Raw genomic sequence first — 22,981 nt, forward strand, 5'->3', positions numbered from 1 at the left:
TCACCGCCGGACAATCTTTCACGTAGGGCCCTCACCGTTGGTGGGGGCCTTTCGTGCTTTCCAGGGCCTTTTTCAAGCGATGTCCGGTGATGCCCAGCGGGGTCCCGAGGTCGGTCCAGCGGCGCTCAAGCGGTGTTCCGAGCCTCCAGACGTCGAAGGCCGGGGCTCCGAGCCTCCACGTTCCAGGCCGGCAGGGGCAGGGAGGAGCTCTCGGGCCTCCGTGAGCCATGGAGAAGCCGTTCTCGCTTCACGGACGTCATGTTTCCAACGTTCCCACGGCGCTCACGGGGTGATGGTCACCGGGCCGGCCTGGGCGCGGCGAAACCTTCGACGCACGTCCCTAGACGTGGAGCTCGCCGGAAAGAACGGTCACCGCGTTTCCCGCGAGTTCGACCCGCTCTCCTCGTACGGTCGTGCGGACCACACCTCCACGCTCTGACAGTTGGGCCCCCACCAGACTGTCGGAACCGAGCTTGGCCGACCAGTACGGCGCGAGGGCGCAGTGGGCGGACCCCGTCACCGGGTCCTCGGGAACTCCGGCCGTGGGAGCGAAGAACCGGGACACGTAGTCGGCGCCCGGCCGCGAGGCCCGAGCCGTCACGATGACTCCACGCGCGTCGACGGCCTCCAGGGCCCGGAAGTCAGGGGCGGTGGCGAGCACGGCCTCCTCGGACTCGACCTCGACGAGGTAATCCCAAACATTTTTTCCTGTCCAAACAGGTTTAAGTCCCAGCGCATCGATCAGTCCCTCTGGAGGAGGTGTCGCTTGGAGTACCTTTGCCGGGAAATCCATGTGGATTAAACCGGATTTATCCCTGGTCACGGACAGGATTCCGCTCTTCGTTGAGAATTCGAGGGTTTCTGGGACCGTTCCCGTGGAATACAGCACATGCGCCACGGCCAGGGTCGCATGCCCACACAGGGAGACCTCGGTCACCGGCGTGAACCACCGGAGCCGGTACGGTCCGCCGTCCTCGGCTCCAAGCAGGAAGGCTGTCTCGGAGTGTCTCATCTCCGCCGCTACGGACTGCATCCAGGCGTCAGGAACCGGATCGCTGAGTATGCAGACCCCCGCGGGGTTACCCTTGAAAAATTCATCGGTAAACGAATCGACCGTGTAGATGAGCATGACGCGATGCTAGCGGCGCTGGAGATATCGGTTGAAGTTGGGCCAGGAGATCGGGCAAAGTCGGAGATCAGACCAGTGCGGTAGTCGTACAAAATGGAAATAAGCACTGGGCGTGTCGCGTGGCGAACTTCATGTCGTCGGTTACCGTCCAAGGTGTAGGGACAGGCCGGACACGGCGTGGTCCTGGCGAAAGGACGAGCCGATGGGGGCAGTGCGCAAGGTGGCGAGCTACCTTGGCCTGAGCGGGGCCGAGCACTATGACGAGTCCTACGACTACGGGGACGAGATCGAGGGCGAAGAGGAAGACTGGCAGTCTGCCTCGGAGCGCGCGGCCAAACGCTGGCGTGCGATGAACGAGCCCTCGCGGATCGTGATGCTGACACCGATGAAGTACAACGACGCACCGGTCATCGGGCAGCACTTCCGCGAAGGTCAGACCGTCATCATGGACGTGAGCGGGATGAGCACCGCCGAGGCCACCCGCATGGTCGACTTCGTCGCCGGGCTGGCATACGGCTGCGAGGGGCGCATCGAGCGGATCGCGGAGAAGGTCTTCCTGCTGGCTCCCGCCGAGGTGGAGATCACCAACGGCTGACATCGAGGCTGCCGCCCGCATGTCGCGGGCGGTCAGCCCGCTCGGGGCCCCCTGCGGAGCAGGCGGATGAGTTCGGCCAGGTCCGAGGTCGCCGTCTTGATCCGGCCCTCCGACTCGTGGGCGTACTCATGCAGTGCCCACACCGCGCCCTGGGCGAGTTCTCTGAGCTCGGAGAGCCGCGTGACGACGTACTCCGCGTCGGCTCGCTCACGCTGCCGCCTACGCCACAGCCTGTAGGCGCCTCCGGCGGCCGGCAGGAGTGCGAGCGGCGCGAGAGGGAGGACGGGGAGGACGAGCGCGACCACCAGGATCACCGGGGCGAGGGCGAGCAGCGCGTAGGCGGCCCAGGGGCGGCCGCGGGTCGGAGCGCCCTCGGTGGTGATCCGCTCCTCGGCGGCACCCAGCGACTCGGGATCCGGGCCCTCGGGCCTGAGCGTCACACGGTGGCCGAGGATCGGTATGGTGACCGACTCGGGGGCCTCGGCGCGGGTGGCCTCGGCGAGGCTCTCACCCGCCGCCCGCACGATGGGCGCGGCCACGTGCAGCGCGATCGCGGCCAGATAGGGGTGGGAGCCGGGGCGCAGGTCGCCGAGCAGATGGTCGGTGAGCGACTTCATCGGCCGTTCGGGGCCGCCCGCACCGGCCAGCCGGCGGAGCACGGTCAGCGGCTCGTCCTGGCTCCACACGACGGACGCCTCGCCCGAACGGTCCGTCTGCGCGGCGGTGATGAACGCGAGATCACCCAGGTCACGGTTCGCTCCCCCCGCCCGGCCGGATGCCTCGTCGGCGGTGTCACCATCAGGCCGGGCCGCGGAGCCGCTCGTGGGACCGCTCACGGAATTCGTCTTCTCGGCGACGACGCCGCCATCGCCTCCCCTGCTTTCGCGGGCCGAGGTGATCTCGGCGCAGCGGTCGAGCAGGTGGGTGAGCCGGGCGGCGGCGTGTACGGGGTCGGCCAGCTCGGGAAGCCTGGCGAGCTCCTCGAAATCGGCCAGAGCCGGTGACACGGCCGCGGAGGGCTCGTCGGGGATGAGCGCGCGCAGCCACCGGTCGGGCTCGGAAGCGGGGGAGGCGGTCATCGCGTCGAGCTTGCGGAGCACGAAGATCTTGCCCGCCGGGCCGTACGCCCCCCGGGCGGCGGCGAGCCAGAGCGCCCGCTGGCCGTGGGTCACCGGGCGCTCCAGGGAGAGTTCCCCGAAGGCGGTGCCGAGCCATGAGGCGTGGATGCGGTCGCCCTGGCCGGCTACGGCGAGCGCGAGGCAGAGGAAAAGGGCGGTCCGCTGCTCGTCGCGTTGCGCGGCGCGGGCGAGGGGTTCGAGCGACTCCTCGCCACGCGTGATCAGCACGAGCGCTTCGACGGCCGGGGTGAGCCAGTGATCGGAGTCGGCGTCGAAGTCCACCGGCATCCCGATGGGCACGATGCCGGTGGCCAGATCGGTGAGGAGCGAGTCGATGCTTGAACCCGTTCTCAACCCGGTGCCGGGGGGCGCGGTGTCCGTGTTCGGATCCGCGGCCAGGTCGGTGCCGGCGTTCGCGGTGTCCGTGCCCAGGTCCGCGGTGAGGTCGCTGCCGGGGTTCGCGGTGTCCGTGCTCAGGTTCGCGGTCAGGTCCGTGCTCAAGGCAGAGAGCTCCTCGAAGTTGTGACCGATGACCGCGCCAGCGTATTGCGCTTCGGACATCCCCGCAGGGAGGCGCGCCGAACATGACTTTGCCAGATGATCGCCTTCACTTTCTCAATAAAGACGATCATCTGGTGGACAGGTTACATGCGCTCGGGCACCGGGACGCCAAGAAGGCTCAGGCCGGTCTCCAAGACCTTCAGGGTCAGCGCGCACAGGGCGAGCCGTGAGGTGCGGACGGCGGGCTCGACGTCGTCCTTCAGCACCGGGCAGTTCTCGAAGAACGTGGTGAAGGCGCTCGCGGTGTCGAAGAGGTAGGAGGCCATCTTGTGCGGTGCCGAGTTCTCCGCCATCTCCTCGACGACCGAGCCGAACCCGAGGAGCTGCAGCGCCAGGGCGCGCTCGGCAGGGTGGCCGAGCACGATGGGGCCGGTCGTCTCGGCAGGGTCCACCCCGCCCTTGCGGAAGATCGAGCGGATGCGGGCCTGGGCGTACTGCAGGTAGGGGCCGGTGTTGCCGGTGAGGGCGAGCATCCGGTCGAAGTCGAAGACGTACTCGCTGTCGTGGCTGACCGACAGGTCGGCGTACTTGACCGCGCCCATGCCGACATCGTGCGCGATCCTCGTGCGCTCGGCGTCGGTGTAGTCGCTGTCCCTGAGCACCTCGGCGGCCCTGGTCTCGGCCTCGTCGAGCAGCTCCACGAGCTTGATGGACTTGCCGCTCCTGGTCTTGAACATCTTGCCGTCGGAGCCCAGCACGCTGCCGATCTGGATGTGCTCGGCCCTGACGTGGTCGGGCAGCCAGCCCGCCATCCTGGCCGAGTCGAACACCAGCGACATGTGCAGCGACTGGGTCGCGCCGATCACGTAGAGGATGCGGTCGGCCTTGAGGTCCTGGACCCGGTAGCGGATCGTGGCCATGTCGGTGGTGCCGTAGCCGTACCCACCGTCGCTCTTGCGGATCATCAGGGGCAGCGGCTGGCCCTCGCGGCCGGTATAACCGGGTGGGAAGACGCAGAGCGCGCCGTCGCTGAGGACGGCGACGCCGCGCTCCTGCAGCTCGTCGCAGACCTGGGCGAGCACGTGCTTGTACATGCTCTCGCCGGCGATGTCGTCGTCGGTCAGCGTCACCCCGAGCTGGACGTAGACCTTGTTGAAGTAACGCAGCGTGGCGTCCATGAAGATGCGCCACAGGCGCATCGTCTCGGGCTCCTCGGCCTGCAGGGTGACGACCCGCGCGCGGGCGCGCGCGTTGAACTCGGGGTCGGTGTCGAACTTCAGGCGGGCCGCCTGGTAGTAGGCGTTGCCCTCTCCGGCCTCCAGCTGGGCGACGGCGGCCTCCTCGCCGATGTCGAGGAGGTGCTCGATGAGCATGCCGAACGGCGTTCCCCAGTCGCCGAGGTGGTTCTGCCGGATGACCTTGTTGCCCAGGTGCTCGTGGACCCGGGCGAGCGCGTCACCCACGATCGTCGTGCGCAGGTGGCCGACGTGCATCTCCTTGGCCGCGTTGGGCGCGGAGTAGTCGATCACGATGGTCTGCGGAGAGCCGGACAGACCCACTCCGACGCGAGGGTCGGCGAGGATCTCCGAGGCCCGCGCCGCGATCCATTCGTCGGAGAGGGTGAGGTTGAGGAAGCCGGGGCCGCTCACCTCGACGCTGCCGGGGAACGGGTCGTCCTGGGCATCTCCCGCCCGGCCGGTGAGGTGCTCGGCGATCTCCTGGGCGACCTCCCGCGGGGCCCTTCGCAGTCGCTTGCTCAGGCTCATCGCCACGTTCGCCTGGTAGTCGGCGAACTGCGAGGGGCGGATCAGCGGGTCTGCTTCGGAGTATTCCGCACCGAAGGCGGCGGCCAGTGCCTGCTGGACGCGCTCGGTCAGTGCGAGCTGCGGGTCGGTCATGTCCCAAGGGTATCGGCTGGCCGGTCCTGAACCGATTGGATATCACCCTGGATCGGCGCGCTTCGACGGGATCGCGTGATCATGAAGACGCCCGTCAGCACGGCCCCGGCGGCGACGCCGAGTCCGGCCGCGGTGAGACCGGCGGCGGGGCTCGCGACGGTGAGCGCGAAGAACTCGCGGACGAACGGGATGGCGAGGGCGAGGGCGAACATCCCGGCCATGGAGGCCACGAGCGCGACCCGCCACCACACGTACGGGCGGGCGACCAGGGCCAGCACCCACCAGGCGGCCACGAACAGCGTGATCACCGCCGAGGTGCGGCTCTCCTCCAGGGTGGCGGACCCGCTCTGGGCGATCCAGTACGACAGGTAGACGGCGGTGGCGCAGACGATCCCGGCGGGGACCGCCAGGCGCAGGACACGGGGTACGAAGCCGCTTCTGGCGCGCTCGTTGCTCGGTGCGAGCGCGAGGAAGAAGGCGGGGATGCCGATCGTCAGCGCGTTGATGAGCGTGGAGTGCCGGGGAGCGAACGGGAACGCGAGCCCGATGACCCCGGTGAGCAGGGAGAGCACGATCGCGTAGAAGGTCTTGGTCAGGAAGAGCCCGGAGACCCGCTCGATGTTGGCCAGCACCCGGCGGCCCTCGCCCACCACGGAGGGGAGACCGGCGAAGCCGTCGTCCATCAGCACGATCTGGGCGACCGCCCGGGTGGCGCCGCTGCCGGAGCCCATCGCCACGCCGAGGTCGGCGTCCTTGAGCGCGAGCACGTCGTTCACGCCGTCGCCGGTCATCGCGACCGTGTGCCCGCGCGACTGGAGCGCGCCGACGAACAGCCGCTTCTGGTGCGGGCTGACCCTGCCGAAGACGGTGTGGGTCTCCATGATCTCGGCGAGCTTCTCGGGGTCGTCGTCCGGCAGGGTGCGGGCGTCCACCGCGCGCTCCCCACCGGGAATGCCCAGAGAGGTGACGATCGCCGACACCGACTCGGGGTTGTCGCCGGAGATGACCTTGAGGGTGACGCGCTGCTCGGCGAAGTAGGCGAGGGTCTCGGCCGCGTCGGGGCGGATCCGCTGCTTGAGCACGACGACGGCCGCGGCCTCGACGGCGCCGAGGTCGTCGGGGTCGCGCAGCGAGGCGACCCGGCACAGGGCGAGCACCCGCAGGCCGGTGGCGGCGAGCGCCCCCGCCTCCTCGTACGCCGGGCTGCCGGGCGGCAGGAGGACGTCGGGAGCGCCCAGGACCCAGCCGCCGTGGCCGTCGAACTCGGCTCCGCTCCACTTGCGGGCCGAGGAGAAGGGGACCTTGGTGAGGGCGGTCCAGCCGGGGGAGTCGGGGTATCGGGCCTGGACGGCGAGGGCGGTGGGGTTGGGGTGAGGATCGATGTTGGCCAGCGCGGCGAGTGCCTCGTGCACGGGCAGGTCGTCGCGGAGCGGGCGGATCTCGTCGAGTTCCATCCCGCCCGAGGTGAGGGTGCCGGTCTTGTCGAGGCAGAGCGTGTCGACCCGGGCCAGGATCTCGATCGCGGGCAGTTCCTGGACCAGGCAGCGGCGCCTGCCCAGCCGGATCACGCCGACGGCGAAGGCGATGCTGGTCATCAGGACCAGACCCTCGGGGATCATGGTGACGATACCCGCGACCGTGCCGGTGACGGCCTCGCCGACACTCGTCTGCCTGCTCACCTGGCTCCAGGTGAGCAGGGCGCCGATCGGGATGACGAGCCAGGTGACGTACTTGATGAATCGCGTCACGCCTTCGCGCAGCTCCGAGTGGGAGAGGCTGAACGCGCTGGCCTCCTCGGCGAGTCTGGCCGCGTAGGCGTCGCGGCCGACTCTGGTCGCGACGTAGGCGCCTCTCCCGGCGACCACGAAACTGCCGGAGAGGACCTCGTCGCCGGGGTCGCCGGGGTCGCCGGGACGCTTGTGCACCGGGTCGGCCTCGCCGGTCAGCAGTGACTCGTCGACCTCCAGCCCGTCGGCGTCCACCACCTCGCCGTCGACGAGCACCTGGTCGCCGGGGCGGAGCAGGACGAGGTCGCCGAGTACGACCCGCTGGGGCGGGATGTCGGTGTCGACGCCGTCCCTGCGGACCTTGACCGGGGACTCGTTGACGATGGCGAGCCGGTCGAGGGTGCGTTTGGCGCGGAGCTCCTGGATGATGCCGATGCCCGCGTTGGCCACGATCACCAGTCCGAAGAGGCCGTCCTGCCACTCTCCGAAGATCATGATCAGCACCCAGAGTGCCCCGATCACCCCGTTGAAAAGGGTGAGGACGTTGGATCTGAGGATCGCCGAGACGGACCTGCTCGACCGGCGCCTGACGTCGTTGACCTGCCCCGCGGCCACCCGCTCGGCGACCTCGGCCGAGGTCAGTCCCCGCTCCGCCACCTGCTCCACGCAGTCCCCCCGCCCGATCGACTGGGACTCAGGGTACGCGGGGCCGGAAAATTCGGTGGAAGGTGTGTGCAGATATATCTGAAATATCACCCCAGGTAGGCGGCTCGTGCGCGGGTGTCACCGGAGGTGGTGTCATGTCTGGGGGTCACCGGAGACGGTGCCCTGGGTGGGGGTCACCGGAGACGGAATCACGCGCGGGTGTCCCCACAGGCGGTGCGGGCGGGAGGCCGAGGCGAGGCGCTCGCCGATGCGGTTGACCACGCCCTCCCGGGCCAGCGTGGCCGCGAGCACGCAGGCCGCGCTCACTCCCTTCGCCTGCGAGGCGCCGTGCGCGATGACCACGGTGCCGTTCAGACCGAGAAGCACGGCCCCGCCGTGGACCTCGGGGTCGAGCCGCCGGTAGAGCTCCCTGATGCGCCTCCTCTGCAACAGGCCGCCCACCCTGGCCGTCCGGCTCTCGTTGATCGTCTCGCGGAGCTCCGAGAAGGCGTAGCGGACGCTGCCCTCCATGGTCTTGAGCGCCACGTTGCCGGTGAAGCCGTCGGTGACGATGACGTTCACGGTGCCGGTGAGCAGGTCGTGCCCCTCGATGTTGCCCGCGAAGTCGAGGCCGGGGGCCGCCGACAGCAGTTCGTGGGCTCGCTTGACGAGCTTGTTGCCCTTCTCCGGCTCGCTGCCGATGGTGAGCAGGCCGACCCTGGGACTCTCGATGCCCAGGGCGGTTTCCGCGTAGGCGGCGCCGAGGTGGGCGAACTGCACCAGCATCTCCGGCTTGACCTCGGCGTTCGCCCCGGCGTCCAGCAGGACGGTCGGGGTGGGCCTGGTCGGCAGGGCGACGGCGATGGCGGGTCTGAGCACCCCCGGCTGGCCGCGTAACCGGAGCTTTCCCGTCGCCACGATCCCGGCGGTGGAGCCCGCGGAGACCACGGCGCAGGCGTCGCCTCGCCGTACGAGGTGGCAGGCGACGGCGATGCTGGAGCGCGGGCGGCGCAGGCTGGCGAGGGCGCCCTCGTCCATGGCGAGGGCCTCCTCGGCCCGGACGATCGGGATCTCGGTGGTCGCGTCGTGCTGGGAGAGCGCCTCGGCGAGGGGGCGGGGAGCGCCGACGAGCACGATGGAGATCCCGTGCTCTCGTACCGCCCGCACGGCTCCCGCCACGATCTCGTCGGGGGCGTTGTCGCCGCCCATCGCGTCCAGGGCGATGGGCATGACGCCGGGAGCAAGGGTCTCAGGCAAGCGGTCACCTCGTGCGGGATGGTTTGTCCGCATCGTAGGCGGGCTCAGGACCTGGTCGGTCCGTCGGGTCGATCAGGGAGTGCCGGGGAGATTCCAGTCGCTTCTCTCCCGCGAGACGATGATCTTTCCGAAGGCGGCCCGGCCGACGACCCTGATGACCGGTCCGTCTCCGTCGCCCGTGCCACCGGAGACGGCGCGTTTGGCGAACAGGGCGTCGACCTCGTCGATGACGTGGGCGTTGCGGGGGACCCTGACGATCAGCTTGCCGCAGTAGGAGTTGACCTCAAGGGTGATCTCCCTGCCGGGGAGAACCGCCTCGGACAGGTCGACGATCAGCGCGCCGAAGGTGGCGCTCAGCGCGGTGTGCCGTCCGGCGATCCAGCGTCCGCCGCGCACGACCTTGCTGAAGACGGCGGCGACCTCCTGCCGCTCGACGGTGGCCACGCGGGTGGGAGCGGCGGCGTCGGGCAGGTCGCGGGTGAGGGGGGCGAGGTCGTCCATCGTGACGGCGGCGTAGGTGGCTTCCAGGCGGTCGGCGTGCTCGACGCTGGTCAGGCGGCCGGCGGCGAATGCCTCGCTCAGCACCGCGGCCGCATGGTCGCGGTCGGCGTCCGAGGCGCGCAGAACGGGGTCGTAGGACGTCATGACTGCGAGTGTACGGCTATTCAAGATATATCGCGATGCCCATCGTGGACAGAAGAAATTGCCGAGATATGGAACCGACCGTAGGTCGGTTTACGTCGTGTATGTAACGTGCACGTGACGCGCGAAAGGCTGGCAGGGTTTACAGCGACAGCGACAAAAATCTCGGCAAAGGACTGGTGATCTTGAACGAAGGTGCCAAGCGTGGGTTCCGTGCCTACACCGTGAAACATCTCGACGACCTGCTGCGCAGAGGCGGTCTGGGCGACGCCGAGCGGCTCCGGATCAGAGCGGTGGCCACGGTGCTGCCCTTCCGGACCAACGCCTACGTGGTGGATCAGCTCATCGACTGGTCCGCCATCCCCGAGGATCCCATCTATCGGCTGGTCTTCCCCCAGGAGGACATGCTGCCCGAGGTGGACGTCACCACGCTGGCGGGTCTCCTGGAGGCAGGGGCGGGGAACGCGGAGATCCAGGCGGCCGCGAACAGGGTGAGGGCGGGGCTCAACCCGCACCCCGCCGGACAGCTCGACCTCAACGTCCCGCGCGTCGCCGGGGAGGCGGTGCCCGGCATGCAGCACAAATACCCTGAGACGGTGCTCTTCTTCCCCAAGCAGGGGCAGACGTGCCACGCCTACTGCACCTACTGCTTCCGGTGGGCCCAGTTCATCGGGGAGCCCGACCTGAAGTTCGCCTCCGACGACGTCGACGCCCTCCTCCGCTACCTCAAGGACCACCCCGAGGTGACCAGCGTGCTGTTCACCGGCGGGGATCCCATGATCATGGGTGAGCCGGTGCTCCGCCGCTATCTGGAGCCGTTACTCGACGTCGAGCAGCTCGAATCCATCCGGATCGGGACCAAGTCACTGGCCTACTGGCCGCAGCGGTTCGTCTCCGACCCCGACAGCGACGACACGCTCCGCCTGTTCGCCTCCGTGGTCGAGGCGGGCAAGAACCTCGCCTTCATGGCGCACTTCTCGCACCCCAGGGAGCTGGAACTCCCGATCGTCGAGGCCGCCGTCGCGAGGATCACCGCCACCGGCGCGGTCGTCAGGACGCAGGCGCCGCTGATCCGGTCGATCAACGACACTCCAGAAACCTGGGCGTCCATGTGGCGCAGGCAGCTCACCATGGGCATGGTCCCGTACTACATGTTCGTCGAGCGCGACACCGGACCGCAGGACTACTTCGCGGTGCCGCTCGCGAGGGCTTACGAGATCTTCAGGGACGCCTACGCGAGCGTTTCCGGGCTGTGCCGCACCGTGCGGGGCCCGTCGATGTCCGCCACGCCGGGCAAGGTCTGCCTGGACGGCGTCGCCGAGGTCGCCGGGCAGAAGGTCTTCGTGCTCCACCTCATCCAGGCGCGCGATCCCGAGCTGGTCGGGCGCCCCTTCTTCGCGAGGTACGACCCGAACGCGGTCTGGCTCACCGACCTGCGCCCGGCCTTCGCCGACCGCTTCCCCTTCGAGCTCGCCACCGCCACCCCCCAGCGGCTCTCGGCCTGACCCGCTCTCCGCGGGCCTTCCTCTCGGCGGACCGCCGTCCACCTGCCTCCTGGTGGGCTCCGTGGTGGCCTCGCGGGGCTTGGTCGGCATCGGCGAAGGGTCATGAGTCGAAGGGCTGTGAGCCGAAGGCCCATGAGGCGACGGGGAGCCGGATCGGTGGGCACCGACCCGGCCTCCCCGTCGCCTCAGCGTCCCGGGCCTCGCACGGAGGTGCGACGGGCGATCTCGGCCTGGAGTCTGGCCATCTGCCAGTGCAGCTCGATGAGCTGCTCGGTCAGCTGGAGACGCGGAATCTCTGACGGGTCCTCGACGGACAGGTGGTCGATCGCGGTGGACAGCTCTCGCATCGCGCGCCCCCACTCCATGACGGCTTCCTTGGATCGAAACAACGTTCGAATCATACCGGAACACCGAACACGCTGTCAGTTCATTGCCCCTCGTGTCCCGCCCGGGAGCGCGCCGTATCGCTAGTTCTGGTACTCGGGCGTCACGTATCCGCGGGCCAGGGTGTGGGCGGTGATGTTGAAACCGACCACGGCGGGCGGGGCGTCGGCGCCGACACCGAGCTTCTCCACGTCGAGGGCGTGCACCGCGAAGATGTAGCGGTGCGGGTCGCCGGGCGGCGGTGCGGCGCCGCCGTAGGCGTTGTGGCTGTAGTCGTTGCGCCCGTGCACGCCCACGCCGCCGTCACCGGCACCCGCGCCGGCGGGCAGCTCGGTCACGTCGGCCGGGATGTCGAACAGCAACCAGTGCCAGAACCCGCTGCCGGTGGGCGCGTCGGGGTCGAAGCACGTCACGGCGTAGCTGAGGGTGCCCTCGGGAGCGCCGGACCAGCGCAGGTGAGGAGAGACGTTCTGGCCGGTGGAGCCCCAGTCGTTGAAAACGTGGGTCTCCGCCATGCGCTCGCCGTCGCGGACGTCGTCGCTCTCGACGGTCAGCGCGGGGACCTGGGGCAGGAAGTCATATGGAATCGGTGGCCGCGTGGACACGATTCACCTCCGATGGAAGCGTCTTGTCGGTCGCTCCTCATCCTGCCCTGCCCGCGGACCGCGTAGCGATCAACGCCCCTGTGATCGAAGACCGCCTGATCGGAGAGCTGTGGTCAAGGCGTGTGTGATCGCCGATCGGACCGGTGGCATCGAAGGCCGCCGATCGAGCTCGTGGCTCGGACTCGCCCGATCAGCCGCGTGATCGGTCTCCTGTCGCGGGTGTGATCAGACCTTGTTGTAGGCGGCGAGGACCGTCTTCGGGTCGCCGTCCATCTTGATCTTGCCCTTGTGCAGCCAGAGGACCCGGTTGCAGGTCTCCTCGATCACGTCGAGGTTGTGGGCGACGAGGAAGACGGTGCCGGCCTCGTCGCGCATCTTCTTGATGCGGTCCTGGCTCTTGCGCCGGAACTCGCGGTCACCGGTGGCGAGGGCCTCGTCGATGAGCAGCACGTCGTGGGACTTCGCCGAGGCGATGGCGAAGCGGAGCCTGGCGCCCATGCCCGAGGAGTAGGTCGACATGGGGAACTGCACGAACTCCCCGATGCCGGAGAAGTCGACGATGTCGTCATACTTCTCCTTGACCTGCTTGGGGTTCATGCCCATCGCGTAGCAGCCGAGCACGATGTTGCGCTCGCCGGTGAGCTCGCGCATCAGCGCGGCGTTGACGCCGAGCAGGGAGGGCTGGCCGTCGGTGTAGACGGCGCCGGAGTGCGGGGGCAGGAGCCCGGCGATGGCGCGCAGCAACGTGGACTTGCCGGAGCCGTTACGGCCGACGATGCCGATGGCGTCGCCGTGGCGGGCCACGAAGGAGACGCCGCGCACGGCGTGCACCTCCTTCATCTGCGGCCGTCCCTGGCGCTTGACGAGGCGCATGAGGGCGTTGACGGCGTTGCCCTTCTCCGCGTCGCTCGCCGCGCCGTACACCCGGTAGATGATGTGCAGGTCGTCCACGATGACCGTGGGGGCGCCCTCGGGGGCAGGGGCGGGTTCCGGGTTGGGGTGCACCCTGACGTCCGTGCTCGGCACGGCGGGCTCCTCGGCCTTCACTCGGGACAGCTCCTCGGTCAACTCAGCCACGGCCGTACTTCTCCTCGGCTCGCCAGAAGTACCAGAAGCCGCCGAGCAGAGCGAACAACGCCCAGAATACGCAGACCCCCCAGATGTAGGGGCGGGCCGGGTGGGTGTGCATGAGCAGGTCCCGCATGAGCTCGATGTACGCGGCGGCGGGGTTGAAGTACATGACGTCGGCGACCCACTGGGGGAGACCGGCGCCGTTGGGGCCCACGACCTTGTCCTCGATGGAGAAGAAGACCCCGGAGGCGTAGAGCCAGGTGCGCATGATGAAGGGGAGCAGCTGGTTCAGGTCGCGGGAGGTGGAGCCGACCCTGGCGAGCACCAGGCTCGCACCGACGTTGAACATCGTCTGCAGCAACAGGGCGACCGGGACCAGCAGCCACATGAGGGTGAGATCCTCGCCGGTGATCAGCACCAGGCTGAACAGCACGCCCATGGAGATGAGCAGCTGCTGGAACTCCTGGATCGTGTAGGCGAGCGGGAGCGCGGCGCGCGGAAAGTGCAGGGCCCGGATCAGCGACAGGTTGCCGGAGATCGCCTTGGCGCCGCTGCTCACCGAGCGCTGGGTGTAGGTGAAGACGAACATCCCGGTGATGAGGAAGGCCGGGTAGTTCTCGATGTTCCCCTTCGCGCCGAGGATCAGGCCGAACATCACGTAGTAGATGCCCGCGTTCAGCAGTGGCGTGAGGACCTGCCACAGCTGGCCCAGGGCCGAGTTGCTGTACTTCGAGACGTTGCGCGACGTGGCGTACGTCGTGATGAAGTGGCGTCGTTCCCACAGTTGGCGCAGGTATACGGGCAGACTCGGGCGTGCGATGGCACGCCGAAGACCGTGGCGCGCGGCGAGCTTGGCCAGCGGCTCCTGCCCCTGGGCGGAGGTGCCGTTACTCGGGCCGCCCGCCTGGGCGTCCGCGATCGCGGATTCCGGCTGGCTCATGGCAAGGACTCTATTGGATGCGAGTGGATGAAGTGCCTGCGGCGGGGGTTCGCCGCACACATTGGACGGGATCTCCGGGCAACAGGTTCCAGGGCAATTGTGCGGTTCTTCCGCGGGACACCAGGCCCTTCGCGGTCGGGTCAGCGCAGGCCCAGGTCAGGGTCATGGGAGGGCAACGGATGCGATCAGTGTCGGCGCGGGGGTATTTTGGCGTGACCGTTCACGTCCTACGTGTGCCTGGATGTCGTTTTCATGGACATCCGAGGTCTCGATCTCGTTGAGTTGACAGACATATGACAGTGAGTCAGTCAATGCGTAACCGAACTGCAACATCACAGATATAAGTCGGTGTGGAGCGGTAGAGGATAGTCGCGAGCGATCGGTGTGGCGTCAGCACCCGGACAGCGGCAGCGGGAAGCAGGGACCACAAGATCCTCCTTCGCGGTGCTCGGGGTCACGGAGCCCAGTGTCGACGCAAGCCTGCAAAGGGAGGATTTACCGCAATGCGTGTTACCAAGAGTGCCCGGTTCACCGCCGGCGCCGCGTTGCTCGCCCTCGCGCTGACCGCGTGTGGTGGTTCGACGTCCCCGGACGGTGGGGCGGCAGGGGCCGACCAGCCCGTGCGGATGGAGCTCGGTGAGCCGCAGAAGCTCTTCTATCCCGGTGACACCACCGAGTCCGAAGGCTCCGAGGTCCTCGCCGCCATCTTCGCCCCGCTGGTCGGCTACGACGAGAACAAGCAGGTCGTGGACGAGGTCGCCGAGTCGATCGAGTCGCCGGACAACACGGTGTGGACGATCAAGCTCAAGCCGGGCTACACCTGGCACAACGGCGAGAAGCTGATCGCGCAGAACTACGTCGACGCGTGGAACTACGCCGCCAACCAGGACAACGTCCAGGGCGCCAACGGCTTCTTCAGCCGGGTCGACGGCTGGGCCGACCTGAACCCCGGCGAGGGCCAGACCGTCTCCACCAAGGAGATGAAGGGCCTCAAGGTCGTCGACGAGAGCACCTTCACCGTCACTCTCAGCAAGCCGTTCTCGCAGTTCAAGACGATGCTGGGCTACACGGCGTTCTACCCGCTGCCCAAGGCGGCCTTCGGCCCCGACGGTAAGATCACCGAGGAGTACGCCAGGAAGCCGATCGGCCAGGGCTACTTCCAGATCGACAAGCCCTACAACAAGGGCACCGACCAGACGATCGACCTCACCCGGTACGACGCCTTCGCCGGGACGAAGCCGAAGTTCGCCAAGCTCCAGTTCAAGCTCTACACGAGCCCGGAGACCGCGTTCAACGACCTGGCCGCGGGCAACCTCGACATCCACGACTCGCTGCCCCCGTCGGCGATCGCGAGGGCGAAGTCCGAGCTCGGCGAGCGCTACATGGACGAGGCGGACGCCGGCGTCGGCTACATCGGCTTCCCGATGCAGTACAACAAGACGTACGCGAACGTGAAGGTTCGCGAGGCCATCTCCATGGCCATCGACCGCAAGACCATCGCGGAGAAGGTCTTCTCCGGCACGCGCGCCCCGGCCGACGACTTCATCAACCCCCTCCTCGACGGCTACCGCGCCGGCGCCTGCGCGGCCTGCGGCTATGACCCCGACAAGGCCAAGGCGCAGTACGCGGAGAACAACGGTCCCAAGACGCTGGAGCTGGGCTACAACACCGACGGCCCGCACAAGGAGTGGATCGAGGCCGTCGCGAACAGCCTCCGCGCCAACCTGGGCATCGAGGTGACGGTGAAGCCCTTCGAGAAGTTCGCCTCGATCCTCGACGAGCTCGAAAAGAAGTCCTACGGCGGTATGTTCCGGATGGGCTGGGCGATCGACTACCCGTCGGCGGAGAACTACCTGACCCCGATCTTCTCCAGTGTCGCGATCAAGACCGGCTCCAACTACGCCGGCTGGTCGAACAAGGAGTTCGACGAGCTCCTGTCCAAGGGTGACACCGCCCCGACGCAGGAGGAGGGCCTGAAGTTCTACCAGCAGGCCGACGACATCCTGATCAAGGAACTTCCCTACATTCCGGTGTACTTCTACCGGACCAACGCCGCGTTCTCCCAGCATGTCAAGGGCGTCAAGATCAACCTTCTCAACCAGATCGAGTGGGCCGAGGTCGAGAAGACCGGCTGACGAACGGCTGAGGGGCCGGGCGGGAGCCCGGCCCCACCGGCCGCCCGGGACGATCTCGCGGCACCGCGCGACCCGCCGGTCCGCGAGATCGTCCCGGGCACCTACGGGAGACACGAATGGGCCGTTACATCCTCAGGCGCCTGATCCAGTCGATACCGGTGCTGCTGGGCGCCACCCTGCTCATCTACGCCATCGTCTTCGCGCTGCCCGGCGACCCCATCGCGGCGCTGGCCGGCGAGAAGCGCATAGACCCCAACATCGTCGCCATCCTGCGCGAGCAGTATCACCTGAACGATCCGTTCCTGGTGCAGTACTGGTACTACATCACCGGCCTGTTCGGCGGTGACTTCGGCACCACCTTCGCCGGTGTCGGAGTCGGCGAGATCATGGCCGGCAAGTTCCAGGTGACCATCAACCTGGCGGCGACCGCCCTGGTGATGGAGGCGGTCATCGGCGTGGGGCTCGGCCTGTACGCGGCGCTGCGCCAGGGCAGGGCCGGCGACTCGATGATCCTCGCCTCCACCCTGGTGCTGATCTCCATCCCCACCCTCGTCACCGGCTTCGTGCTCCAGCTGCTGCTGGGGGTGAAGCTCAAGCAGGCGGGGATCGACCTCTTCCCCGTCGCGGGCGTGACGGAGGGCTGGCGCAGCTACCTGCTGCCCGGCTTCGTGCTCGCGGGGACGTCGATCGCCTACCTCACCCGGCTCGCGAGGAACAGCCTGGTGGAGATCCTGCGCGCCGACTACATCCGCACCGCGGTCGCGAAGGGCCTGCCCCGGAAGCGGATCGTCGGGCGGCACGCGCTGCGCAACGCGCTGATCCCGCTCGTCACCTACCTGGGCGCCGATCTCGGCGTGCTGATGGGCGGCGCGGTGATCACCGAGACGATCTTCAACCTGCCGGGGATCGGCCAGCAGCTGTTCAGCTCCGTATATCTGCGCGAGCAGCCCGTGGTCGTCGGCATCGTGACCGTCCTGGTGCTGATCTACATCCTGGCCAACCTGGTCGTCGACCTGCTCTACGCCGTGCTCGACCCGAGGATCCGCTATGAGTGACACCCTTGTCCCGGCCGGAGGGAAGACCGGGGGCCCCAAGCACGGCAAACCGCGCAGGGGCGCCAGAGGCGCGAAGGCGCCCAAGGCCGCGAGCCTGTGGGGCGACGCCTGGTACGACCTGCGCCGCCGCCCGCTCTTCATCGGAGCGTCCATCCTCATCGCCGTCCTGGTCGTGATGGCGGCGTTCCCCTCGCTGTTCACCTCGGTGAACCCGTTCGACGCCAGGAGTTGCCAACTCGGCGACGCCCGGCTGGGCATGAGCGAGGCCCACTGGTTCGGCACGGACAACCTGGGCTGCGACATCTACGCCCGCACCGTCTACGGCGCCCGCAACTCGATCGTGGTCGGTCTGGCCACCACGATCGTCACCGCGCTGGTGGGCGGCCTGCTCGGCCTGTTCGCCGGGTTCACCGGCGGCGCGCTGGACACCCTGCTCTCCCGGATCACCGAGATCTTCTTCGCGATCCCGTCGATCCTGGGCGCCCTGCTCATCCTGGCGGTGTTCCGCACGGGCAACGTGTGGACCGTCATGCTCGCGCTCGCCGTGCTGACCTGGCCGATGACGTACCGGATCATGAGGGCGGCGGTGATCACCGCCAAGAGCCAGGACTACGTGCTCGCGGCGAGGGCGCTCGGCGCCTCCGCGTCGCGGATCATGTTCCGGCACATCCTGCCGAACGCGATCGCCTCGGTGATCGTGGTCGCCACGATCAACCTGGGCTACTTCATCGCCGCCGAAGCAGGTCTGTCCTTCCTCGGCGTGGGCCTGCGCTCGCCGGACATCTCGTGGGGACTCATGATCTCCGACGCGAGGGAGCGCTTCCTGGAGGCTCCGTGGGCGCTGCTCTTCCCGGCGCTGTTCCTGAGCCTGACGGTGCTCGCCTTCATCATGCTGGGCGACGCGGTCCGCGACGCCCTCGACCCGAAGCTGCGGTAAGGGGGAGCCGTGAAGAAGACCTCGACACAGGTGGTGCCCTCCAGAGAGACGCCGGGCGGCGAGCCGCTGCTCGTCGTCGACGACCTGCACGTGGAGTTCACGACCAGGCAGGGCGTGGTCAAGGCGGTCAACGGGGTCGGCTACTCGCTGAACCCCGGGGAGACGCTCGCCGTGCTCGGCGAGTCCGGCTCGGGCAAGTCGGTGACCGCGCAGGCCATCATGGGCATCCTCGACTCCCCGCCGGCCCGCGTCACCCGGGGCGAGATCCGCTTCCGGGGCACGAACCTGCTCGGCCTGTCGGAGGAGGCCCGTGCCCAGGTGCGCGGCCGGCGGATCGCGATGATCTTCCAGGACGCGCTCTCCGCGCTGAACCCGGTGTTCACCGTCGGCGACCAGATCGGGGAGATGTTCCGGGTGCACCGGGGCGCCTCCAGACGCGACGCCACCAAGAAGGCGATCGAGCTGATGGACCGGGTCCGCATCCCCGCCGCCAGGCAGCGGGTGCACGACTACCCGCACCAGTTCTCCGGGGGGATGCGCCAGCGCATCATGATCGCGATGTCGATCGCGCTCGACCCCGAGGTGCTGATCGCCGACGAGCCGACCACCGCCCTCGACGTGACGGTGCAGGCCCAGATCATGGAACTCCTCGGCGAGCTGCGGCGCGAGAGCGACATGGGCCTGATTCTGATCACCCACGACCTCGGCGTGGTGGCCGACGTCGCCGACAAGATCGCGGTCATGTACGGCGGGCGGATCGTGGAGAACGCCCTCGTGCACGACATCTACCGCAGGCCCGCCCACCCGTACGCCAAGGGCCTGCTCGACTCGATCCCCCGGGTCGACCAGAAGGGCCAGGAGCTGTACGCCATCAAGGGCATGCCGCCGAACCTGCTCGACATGCCCACGGGCTGCGCCTTCCACCCCCGGTGCCCGTACCGTCAGGACGACTGCGTCGTCGACGCGCCCCCGCTGTACGAGATCGGCCCGACGCGCGCCAGCGCGTGTCACTACTGGAGGGAGGTCCTCGATGGCAGCCACGGGTGAGCCGATCCTTGAGGTTCGCGACCTGGTCAAGCACTTCCCTCTCACCCAGGGCATCGTCCTGCGCAGGCAGGTCGGCGCGATCAGGGCCGTCGACGGGGTCTCCTTCGACCTGCGCCGGGGGGAGACGCTCGGCATCGTGGGCGAGTCGGGGTGCGGCAAGTCCACGCTGGCCAAGCTCCTGATGGCGCTGGAGCGGCCGACCTCGGGCTCGGTGAGGATCAACGGCCGGGAGATCGCCGACGCGAGGGGCGGCGAGCTCAAGCGGGCCCGCCGCAACATCCAGATGGTGATGCAGGACCCGTACACCTCGCTGAACCCCCGGATGACCGTGGGCGACATCATCGGCGAGCCGTTCGAGATCCACGGTGAGGTCGCACCCAAGGGCGACCGGCGCCGCAGGGTCCAGGAGCTCCTTGAGGTGGTCGGCCTCAACCCCGACCACATCAACCGCTACCCGCACCAGTTCTCCGGCGGTCAGCGTCAGCGCATCGGGATCGCCCGCGGGCTCGCGCTCCAGCCGGAGATCATCGTCTGCGACGAGCCGGTCTCCGCGCTCGACGTGTCGATCCAGGCGCAGGTCGTGAACCTGCTGGAGCGGCTGCAGGACGAGTTCGGCCTCGCGTACGTCTTCATCGCCCACGACCTGTCGGTGGTCCGGCACATCTCCGACCGGGTGGGGGTGATGTACCTGGGCAAGATGGTGGAGATCGGGAAGGACACCGAGATCTACGACCGGCCCGCGCACCCCTACACCCAGGCGCTGCTGTCGGCCGTTCCCGTGCCCGACCCCGAGGGACGCGAGCGCCGTGAGCGGATCATCCTCCAGGGCGACCCGCCGTCTCCCGCCAGTCCGCCGTCGGGGTGCCGGTTCCGTACGCGCTGCTGGAAGGCCCAGGAGATCTGTGCCGTCGAGGAGCCGCCGCTGCGGGTCAGGCCGGGCACCGCGCACGCGAGTGCGTGCCACTTCGCCGAGACCCACGACGTGATCCACGCCTAGGAGGGCGTCGCGGAGACCGGAGGCCCCGGGAGGACGGCGAAGGACCGGCGGAGCGGTCTCGCGGGCGGGGTGGGGAACGGTGCGATCCCCGCGTGGAGTCGCGGAGGGCTGTAGGGCCGTAGGGCCTGGCTTCGCGAGCGGGCCGGGAACGGTGCGATCTCCGCGTGGAGTCGCGAGAGCGGGGTTTCGCGAGCGGGCCGGGAACGGCGAGGGGCCGAAGCGGGGATTTCGCGAGCGGACCCCGGGAACGACGACAGGGCGCGACCCCCACATGGAATTGTGGAGGCCACGCCCTGCCCGCTTTACCGTAGAACGTCTTTACCGCGAGACGTCTTTACCGCAGGACATCCGCTGCAGGGACGTCCGTCCTGCTAGAGGATGTCGACGCCGACGCCGCCGATGCCGACAAGGCCGCCGATGCCGACGCCGTGGCCGACACCGCTGCCGCTGCTGATGATGTTGCCGCCGCCGCCGATGGTGTTGCCGCCACGGCCGATGAGGCCACCGCCGAGGATGCCGCCCCCGCCGAAGCCGCCGCCGTACACGCCGCCCCCGTAGACGCCCCCGCCGTAGAAGCCGCCGCCGTACACGCCGCCCCCGTAGACGCCCCCGCCGTAGCAGCCGGCGCCGTACACGCCGCCGCCGTAGAGGCCGCCCCCGTAGATGCCGCCCCCGTACACGCCGCCGCCGCAGCCGGTGGTCACGGCCGTGGGGATGACGGTGGTGCCGTAGGTGACGGTGCTCGTCGGGATGAAGGCGGGAGCCGCGCTGACGACGCCGACGCCGACGCCGCAGCAGTCGGCGGCCTTCTTGGCGGCCTTGGCCTGGGCGGCGGCCTTGACGACCGAGGCGGCGGTGACCTTGGTCGCGGAGCTGGTGGAGGACGTGGACGCGGAGGCGGCCACGGCCGGCGCGAGGACGGCGACGCCGACGCACGCGGAGGTGATGAGAAGACGACGAATCATTGTGGTTCCCCCTGGAAGGAAATCGTCGCGGCAGTGTATGAGGCCTTTTGAAAGGACCGTCTGCGCGCGGCTACTCAAAGTAACGGGAGTGAGACTATCCAGCGACATGCTTTCTGGAGGGTCAAGAATGGTCAGCTTGTGGTAATGATCGCGGATCCGTGATTGAACGAATAATGGCCGATCACTGTTTCGATCCGGGCGCGTCCGACCTGCCACACCCCTGCGGATTCCTTAACTGCCAGGTCAGCTCGTATATCCGGTGGAGGGCAGGCCGCTCGCGGGCGGCGAGGACGGTGAGCCTCGACGACACCGAGGTCGGAGGCCGGGCCGGGGGGAGCGAGAGAACGAAAAGGGGTCATTGTCCGGGGGAATGTGGACACGTCATCGGAATTCCGGCATGCGTATTTACAGGTGGAACGATCCTTCGGCTACAACGATAATTTGGTAAACGGCATAACGTGTTGGGAGACTTCTCCCTAAGTCGCTTTTTCTGTGTTTTTCATGGGCAGGGAGAGAGGCGTACGTGGGCTCCGGGCGGCAGGCCGAGCCGCTGGGAGGCATCGCCCGAGTTGACCGCGAGCGCGACCAGCCCGGCCGAGTCGATGAAGGCCACGATCTCCCCGGGCGGCACGGAGGCGAAGCTCTCCTTGAACGGCACCGAGAGCCGCCGCCTGCCCAGCCAGACCACCAGCGTCTCTCCCAGCGCGACGCCCAGCGTCGCCAGGTCGCCGGAGCCGATCGAGAGCTGGGCGTTGCCGTGCCGGTCGATCGAGAGCACCTCGCCCTCGACACAGCCCTCCTGCAGCACGGAGGTGGGCGCGGGCAGCGAGACCAGCCGCTCCAGCGGGATCTCCTGCCCCAGCTCGGACGGGTGGCGCCCGATGGCCAGGTGCGCCGCGACGGGGGCGAAGAGGTCGCGCCCATGGAAGGTCGGCGAGACCGGTTTCAGGAAGAGGTCCGTGTTGGACAGCTCGTAGGCGGCACGCGCGCCCCCGCTGGCGTGGATCGCCCACGACAGGAGCCCGTTGTCCGGGCCCAGGAACACATGCTCGCCGGCCTCGACCGCCACGGCCCTGCGCGAGCCGCCGCCGCCGGGATCCACCACGGCGACGTGCACGCCGGAGGGAAGATAGGCGATCGTCTGGGCCAGGATCGCCGCACCGCGGCGTACGTCCCCCGAGGGGACCAGATGGCACACATCGATGATCCGCGACTCGGGAGAGATTCCGGCGATCACGCCGTGACATGCGGCGATGTAGCCGTCTTCCAGTCCGTAGTCGCTGAGAAGGCTGATGACAGAGGTCACATCAGGTGACTGTACGTCGCCACATCCGTCATGAACAGCGCGAAATTCCGGACTATCCTGACTTCGGGCCGCGCGTGCGCGGTGTGACCGCCGCGTGCCCCCCGACGGAGGAGGAAGCAATGGACACCGCGCCGAGTTCCGGTGACGGCGCCGCTCCGGAGCCCGCGCAGAGGGCTCTCACCGACAGGGAGCGCGAGTTGCTCGCCTTCGAGCGCCAGTGGTGGCGTTACGCGGGCGCCAAGGAGCAGGCGGTCCGCGAGGTCTTCGACATCTCCGTGACGCGCTACTACCAGTTGCTCAGCGAGCTCATCGACCTCCCGGCTGCGCTCGCCCACGATCCGATGCTGGTCAAGCGCCTGCGCCGGCTCCGCGAGACCCGCCGTCGCGACCGTTCCGCCCGAAAAATGGGCTTGCGACCCTGATCTCCGGGTACGACCGGTCGCGGCGGGCGATCGCGAGAGCCGGGCCGACAGGACGGGCGAAACCTCGAAGGCGGTGAGGGCCGGGCGAGCATGACGCCCG

20 protein-coding genes are annotated in these 22,981 nt (G+C 68.5%); 8 read left to right on the plus strand and 12 right to left on the minus strand.

The genetic code is table 11. The features are described 5' to 3' along the window. Nucleotides 1-340 precede the first annotated feature (340 nt). Nucleotides 341-1,129, minus strand: coding sequence for a PhzF family phenazine biosynthesis protein (locus ABT352_RS39870; RefSeq protein WP_350950260.1), 789 nt, complete (start codon nucleotides 1,127-1,129; stop codon nucleotides 341-343). A gap of 202 nt (nucleotides 1,130-1,331) precedes the next feature. Between ABT352_RS39870 and ABT352_RS39875 the strand changes: the two genes are divergently transcribed. Continuing rightward, the gene (locus ABT352_RS39875; protein WP_350950261.1) at nucleotides 1,332-1,724 is read left to right on the plus strand and encodes a cell division protein SepF; all 393 of its coding nucleotides are present in this window, start codon (nucleotides 1,332-1,334) and stop codon (nucleotides 1,722-1,724) included. 32 nt (nucleotides 1,725-1,756) lie between these two features. Here ABT352_RS39875 and ABT352_RS39880 read toward each other — a convergent pair whose 3' ends face one another. From ABT352_RS39880 to ABT352_RS39900, 5 genes are all read right to left on the minus strand, one after another. Continuing rightward, nucleotides 1,757-3,343 (minus strand): hypothetical protein, encoded by a 1,587-nt coding sequence (locus ABT352_RS39880; RefSeq protein WP_350950262.1) that lies wholly within the window; start codon nucleotides 3,341-3,343, stop codon nucleotides 1,757-1,759. A 143-nt stretch (nucleotides 3,344-3,486) separates the two neighbouring features. Next, entirely contained in the window at nucleotides 3,487-5,241 is a 1,755-nt protein-coding gene (gene argS, locus ABT352_RS39885) for an arginine--tRNA ligase (protein ID WP_350950263.1), read from the minus strand. After that, nucleotides 5,238-7,634 (minus strand): HAD-IC family P-type ATPase, encoded by a 2,397-nt coding sequence (locus ABT352_RS39890; RefSeq protein WP_350950264.1) that lies wholly within the window; start codon nucleotides 7,632-7,634, stop codon nucleotides 5,238-5,240. Before ABT352_RS39890 ends, argS begins: the two co-directional genes overlap by 4 nt. A gap of 132 nt (nucleotides 7,635-7,766) precedes the next feature. After that, complete coding sequence (gene plsX / locus ABT352_RS39895; protein ID WP_350950283.1) at nucleotides 7,767-8,843, minus strand: phosphate acyltransferase PlsX; 1,077 nt, start codon at nucleotides 8,841-8,843, stop codon at nucleotides 7,767-7,769. A 99-nt stretch (nucleotides 8,844-8,942) separates the two neighbouring features. Further along, complete coding sequence (locus tag ABT352_RS39900) at nucleotides 8,943-9,515, minus strand: DUF1707 SHOCT-like domain-containing protein (protein ID WP_350950265.1); 573 nt, start codon at nucleotides 9,513-9,515, stop codon at nucleotides 8,943-8,945. 176 nt (nucleotides 9,516-9,691) lie between these two features. On the opposite strand from ABT352_RS39900, the gene ABT352_RS39905 reads away from it, so the two are divergent. Then, nucleotides 9,692-11,017, plus strand: a complete 1,326-nt coding sequence (locus tag ABT352_RS39905) for a KamA family radical SAM protein (RefSeq protein ID WP_350950266.1) — start codon at nucleotides 9,692-9,694, stop codon at nucleotides 11,015-11,017. A gap of 185 nt (nucleotides 11,018-11,202) precedes the next feature. Here the strand turns inward: ABT352_RS39905 and ABT352_RS39910 are convergent, their stop codons facing one another. The 4 genes from ABT352_RS39910 to ABT352_RS39925 form a co-directional block, all read right to left on the minus strand. After that, entirely contained in the window at nucleotides 11,203-11,382 is a 180-nt protein-coding gene (locus tag ABT352_RS39910) for a hypothetical protein (protein ID WP_329086969.1), read from the minus strand. A gap of 102 nt (nucleotides 11,383-11,484) precedes the next feature. Beyond that, nucleotides 11,485-12,006: a YbhB/YbcL family Raf kinase inhibitor-like protein gene (locus tag ABT352_RS39915; protein ID WP_350950267.1), complete on the minus strand. Its 522-nt coding sequence runs from the start codon at nucleotides 12,004-12,006 to the stop codon at nucleotides 11,485-11,487. Between the two features lie 225 nt (nucleotides 12,007-12,231). Then, nucleotides 12,232-13,083 (minus strand): ABC transporter ATP-binding protein, encoded by an 852-nt coding sequence (locus ABT352_RS39920; protein ID WP_350950268.1) that lies wholly within the window; start codon nucleotides 13,081-13,083, stop codon nucleotides 12,232-12,234. Next, nucleotides 13,076-14,017 (minus strand): ABC transporter permease, encoded by a 942-nt coding sequence (locus ABT352_RS39925; protein WP_350950269.1) that lies wholly within the window; start codon nucleotides 14,015-14,017, stop codon nucleotides 13,076-13,078. The genes ABT352_RS39920 and ABT352_RS39925 overlap by 8 nt, the downstream gene beginning before the upstream one ends. Nucleotides 14,018-14,520: 503 nt before the next feature. Here ABT352_RS39925 and ABT352_RS39930 point away from each other — a divergent pair. The 5 genes from ABT352_RS39930 (at nucleotide 14,521) to ABT352_RS39950 (ending at nucleotide 20,188) form a co-directional block, all read left to right on the plus strand. After that, entirely contained in the window at nucleotides 14,521-16,152 is a 1,632-nt protein-coding gene (locus ABT352_RS39930) for a peptide ABC transporter substrate-binding protein (protein ID WP_350950270.1), read from the plus strand. A 116-nt stretch (nucleotides 16,153-16,268) separates the two neighbouring features. After that, on the plus strand, nucleotides 16,269-17,207 hold the full coding sequence (locus ABT352_RS39935; RefSeq protein ID WP_350950271.1) for an ABC transporter permease: 939 nt from the start codon (nucleotides 16,269-16,271) through the stop codon (nucleotides 17,205-17,207). Then, nucleotides 17,200-18,144, plus strand: a complete 945-nt coding sequence (locus tag ABT352_RS39940) for an ABC transporter permease (RefSeq protein ID WP_350950272.1) — start codon at nucleotides 17,200-17,202, stop codon at nucleotides 18,142-18,144. Before ABT352_RS39935 ends, ABT352_RS39940 begins: the two co-directional genes overlap by 8 nt. Nucleotides 18,145-18,153: 9 nt before the next feature. Then, nucleotides 18,154-19,191: an ABC transporter ATP-binding protein gene (locus ABT352_RS39945; protein WP_350950273.1), complete on the plus strand. Its 1,038-nt coding sequence runs from the start codon at nucleotides 18,154-18,156 to the stop codon at nucleotides 19,189-19,191. Then, nucleotides 19,175-20,188 (plus strand): ABC transporter ATP-binding protein, encoded by a 1,014-nt coding sequence (locus ABT352_RS39950; RefSeq protein ID WP_350950274.1) that lies wholly within the window; start codon nucleotides 19,175-19,177, stop codon nucleotides 20,186-20,188. The genes ABT352_RS39945 and ABT352_RS39950 overlap by 17 nt, the downstream gene beginning before the upstream one ends. A gap of 371 nt (nucleotides 20,189-20,559) precedes the next feature. Here ABT352_RS39950 and ABT352_RS39955 read toward each other — a convergent pair whose 3' ends face one another. Continuing rightward, a complete protein-coding gene (locus ABT352_RS39955; protein WP_350950275.1) occupies nucleotides 20,560-21,153 on the minus strand; it encodes a hypothetical protein in 594 nt (197 codons plus the stop codon). Nucleotides 21,154-21,652: 499 nt separating this feature from the next. Beyond that, the gene (locus tag ABT352_RS39960) at nucleotides 21,653-22,459 is read right to left on the minus strand and encodes an SAM hydrolase/SAM-dependent halogenase family protein (protein ID WP_350950276.1); all 807 of its coding nucleotides are present in this window, start codon (nucleotides 22,457-22,459) and stop codon (nucleotides 21,653-21,655) included. A 119-nt stretch (nucleotides 22,460-22,578) separates the two neighbouring features. Here ABT352_RS39960 and ABT352_RS39965 point away from each other — a divergent pair, with 119 nt between their 5' ends. Beyond that, nucleotides 22,579-22,881 (plus strand): DUF3263 domain-containing protein, encoded by a 303-nt coding sequence (locus ABT352_RS39965; protein ID WP_350950277.1) that lies wholly within the window; start codon nucleotides 22,579-22,581, stop codon nucleotides 22,879-22,881. Nucleotides 22,882-22,981 lie beyond the last annotated feature (100 nt).

This window comes from Streptosporangium sp. NPDC000563, from assembly GCF_040299985.1.
GTDB lineage: Bacteria > Actinomycetota > Actinomycetes > Streptosporangiales > Streptosporangiaceae > Streptosporangium.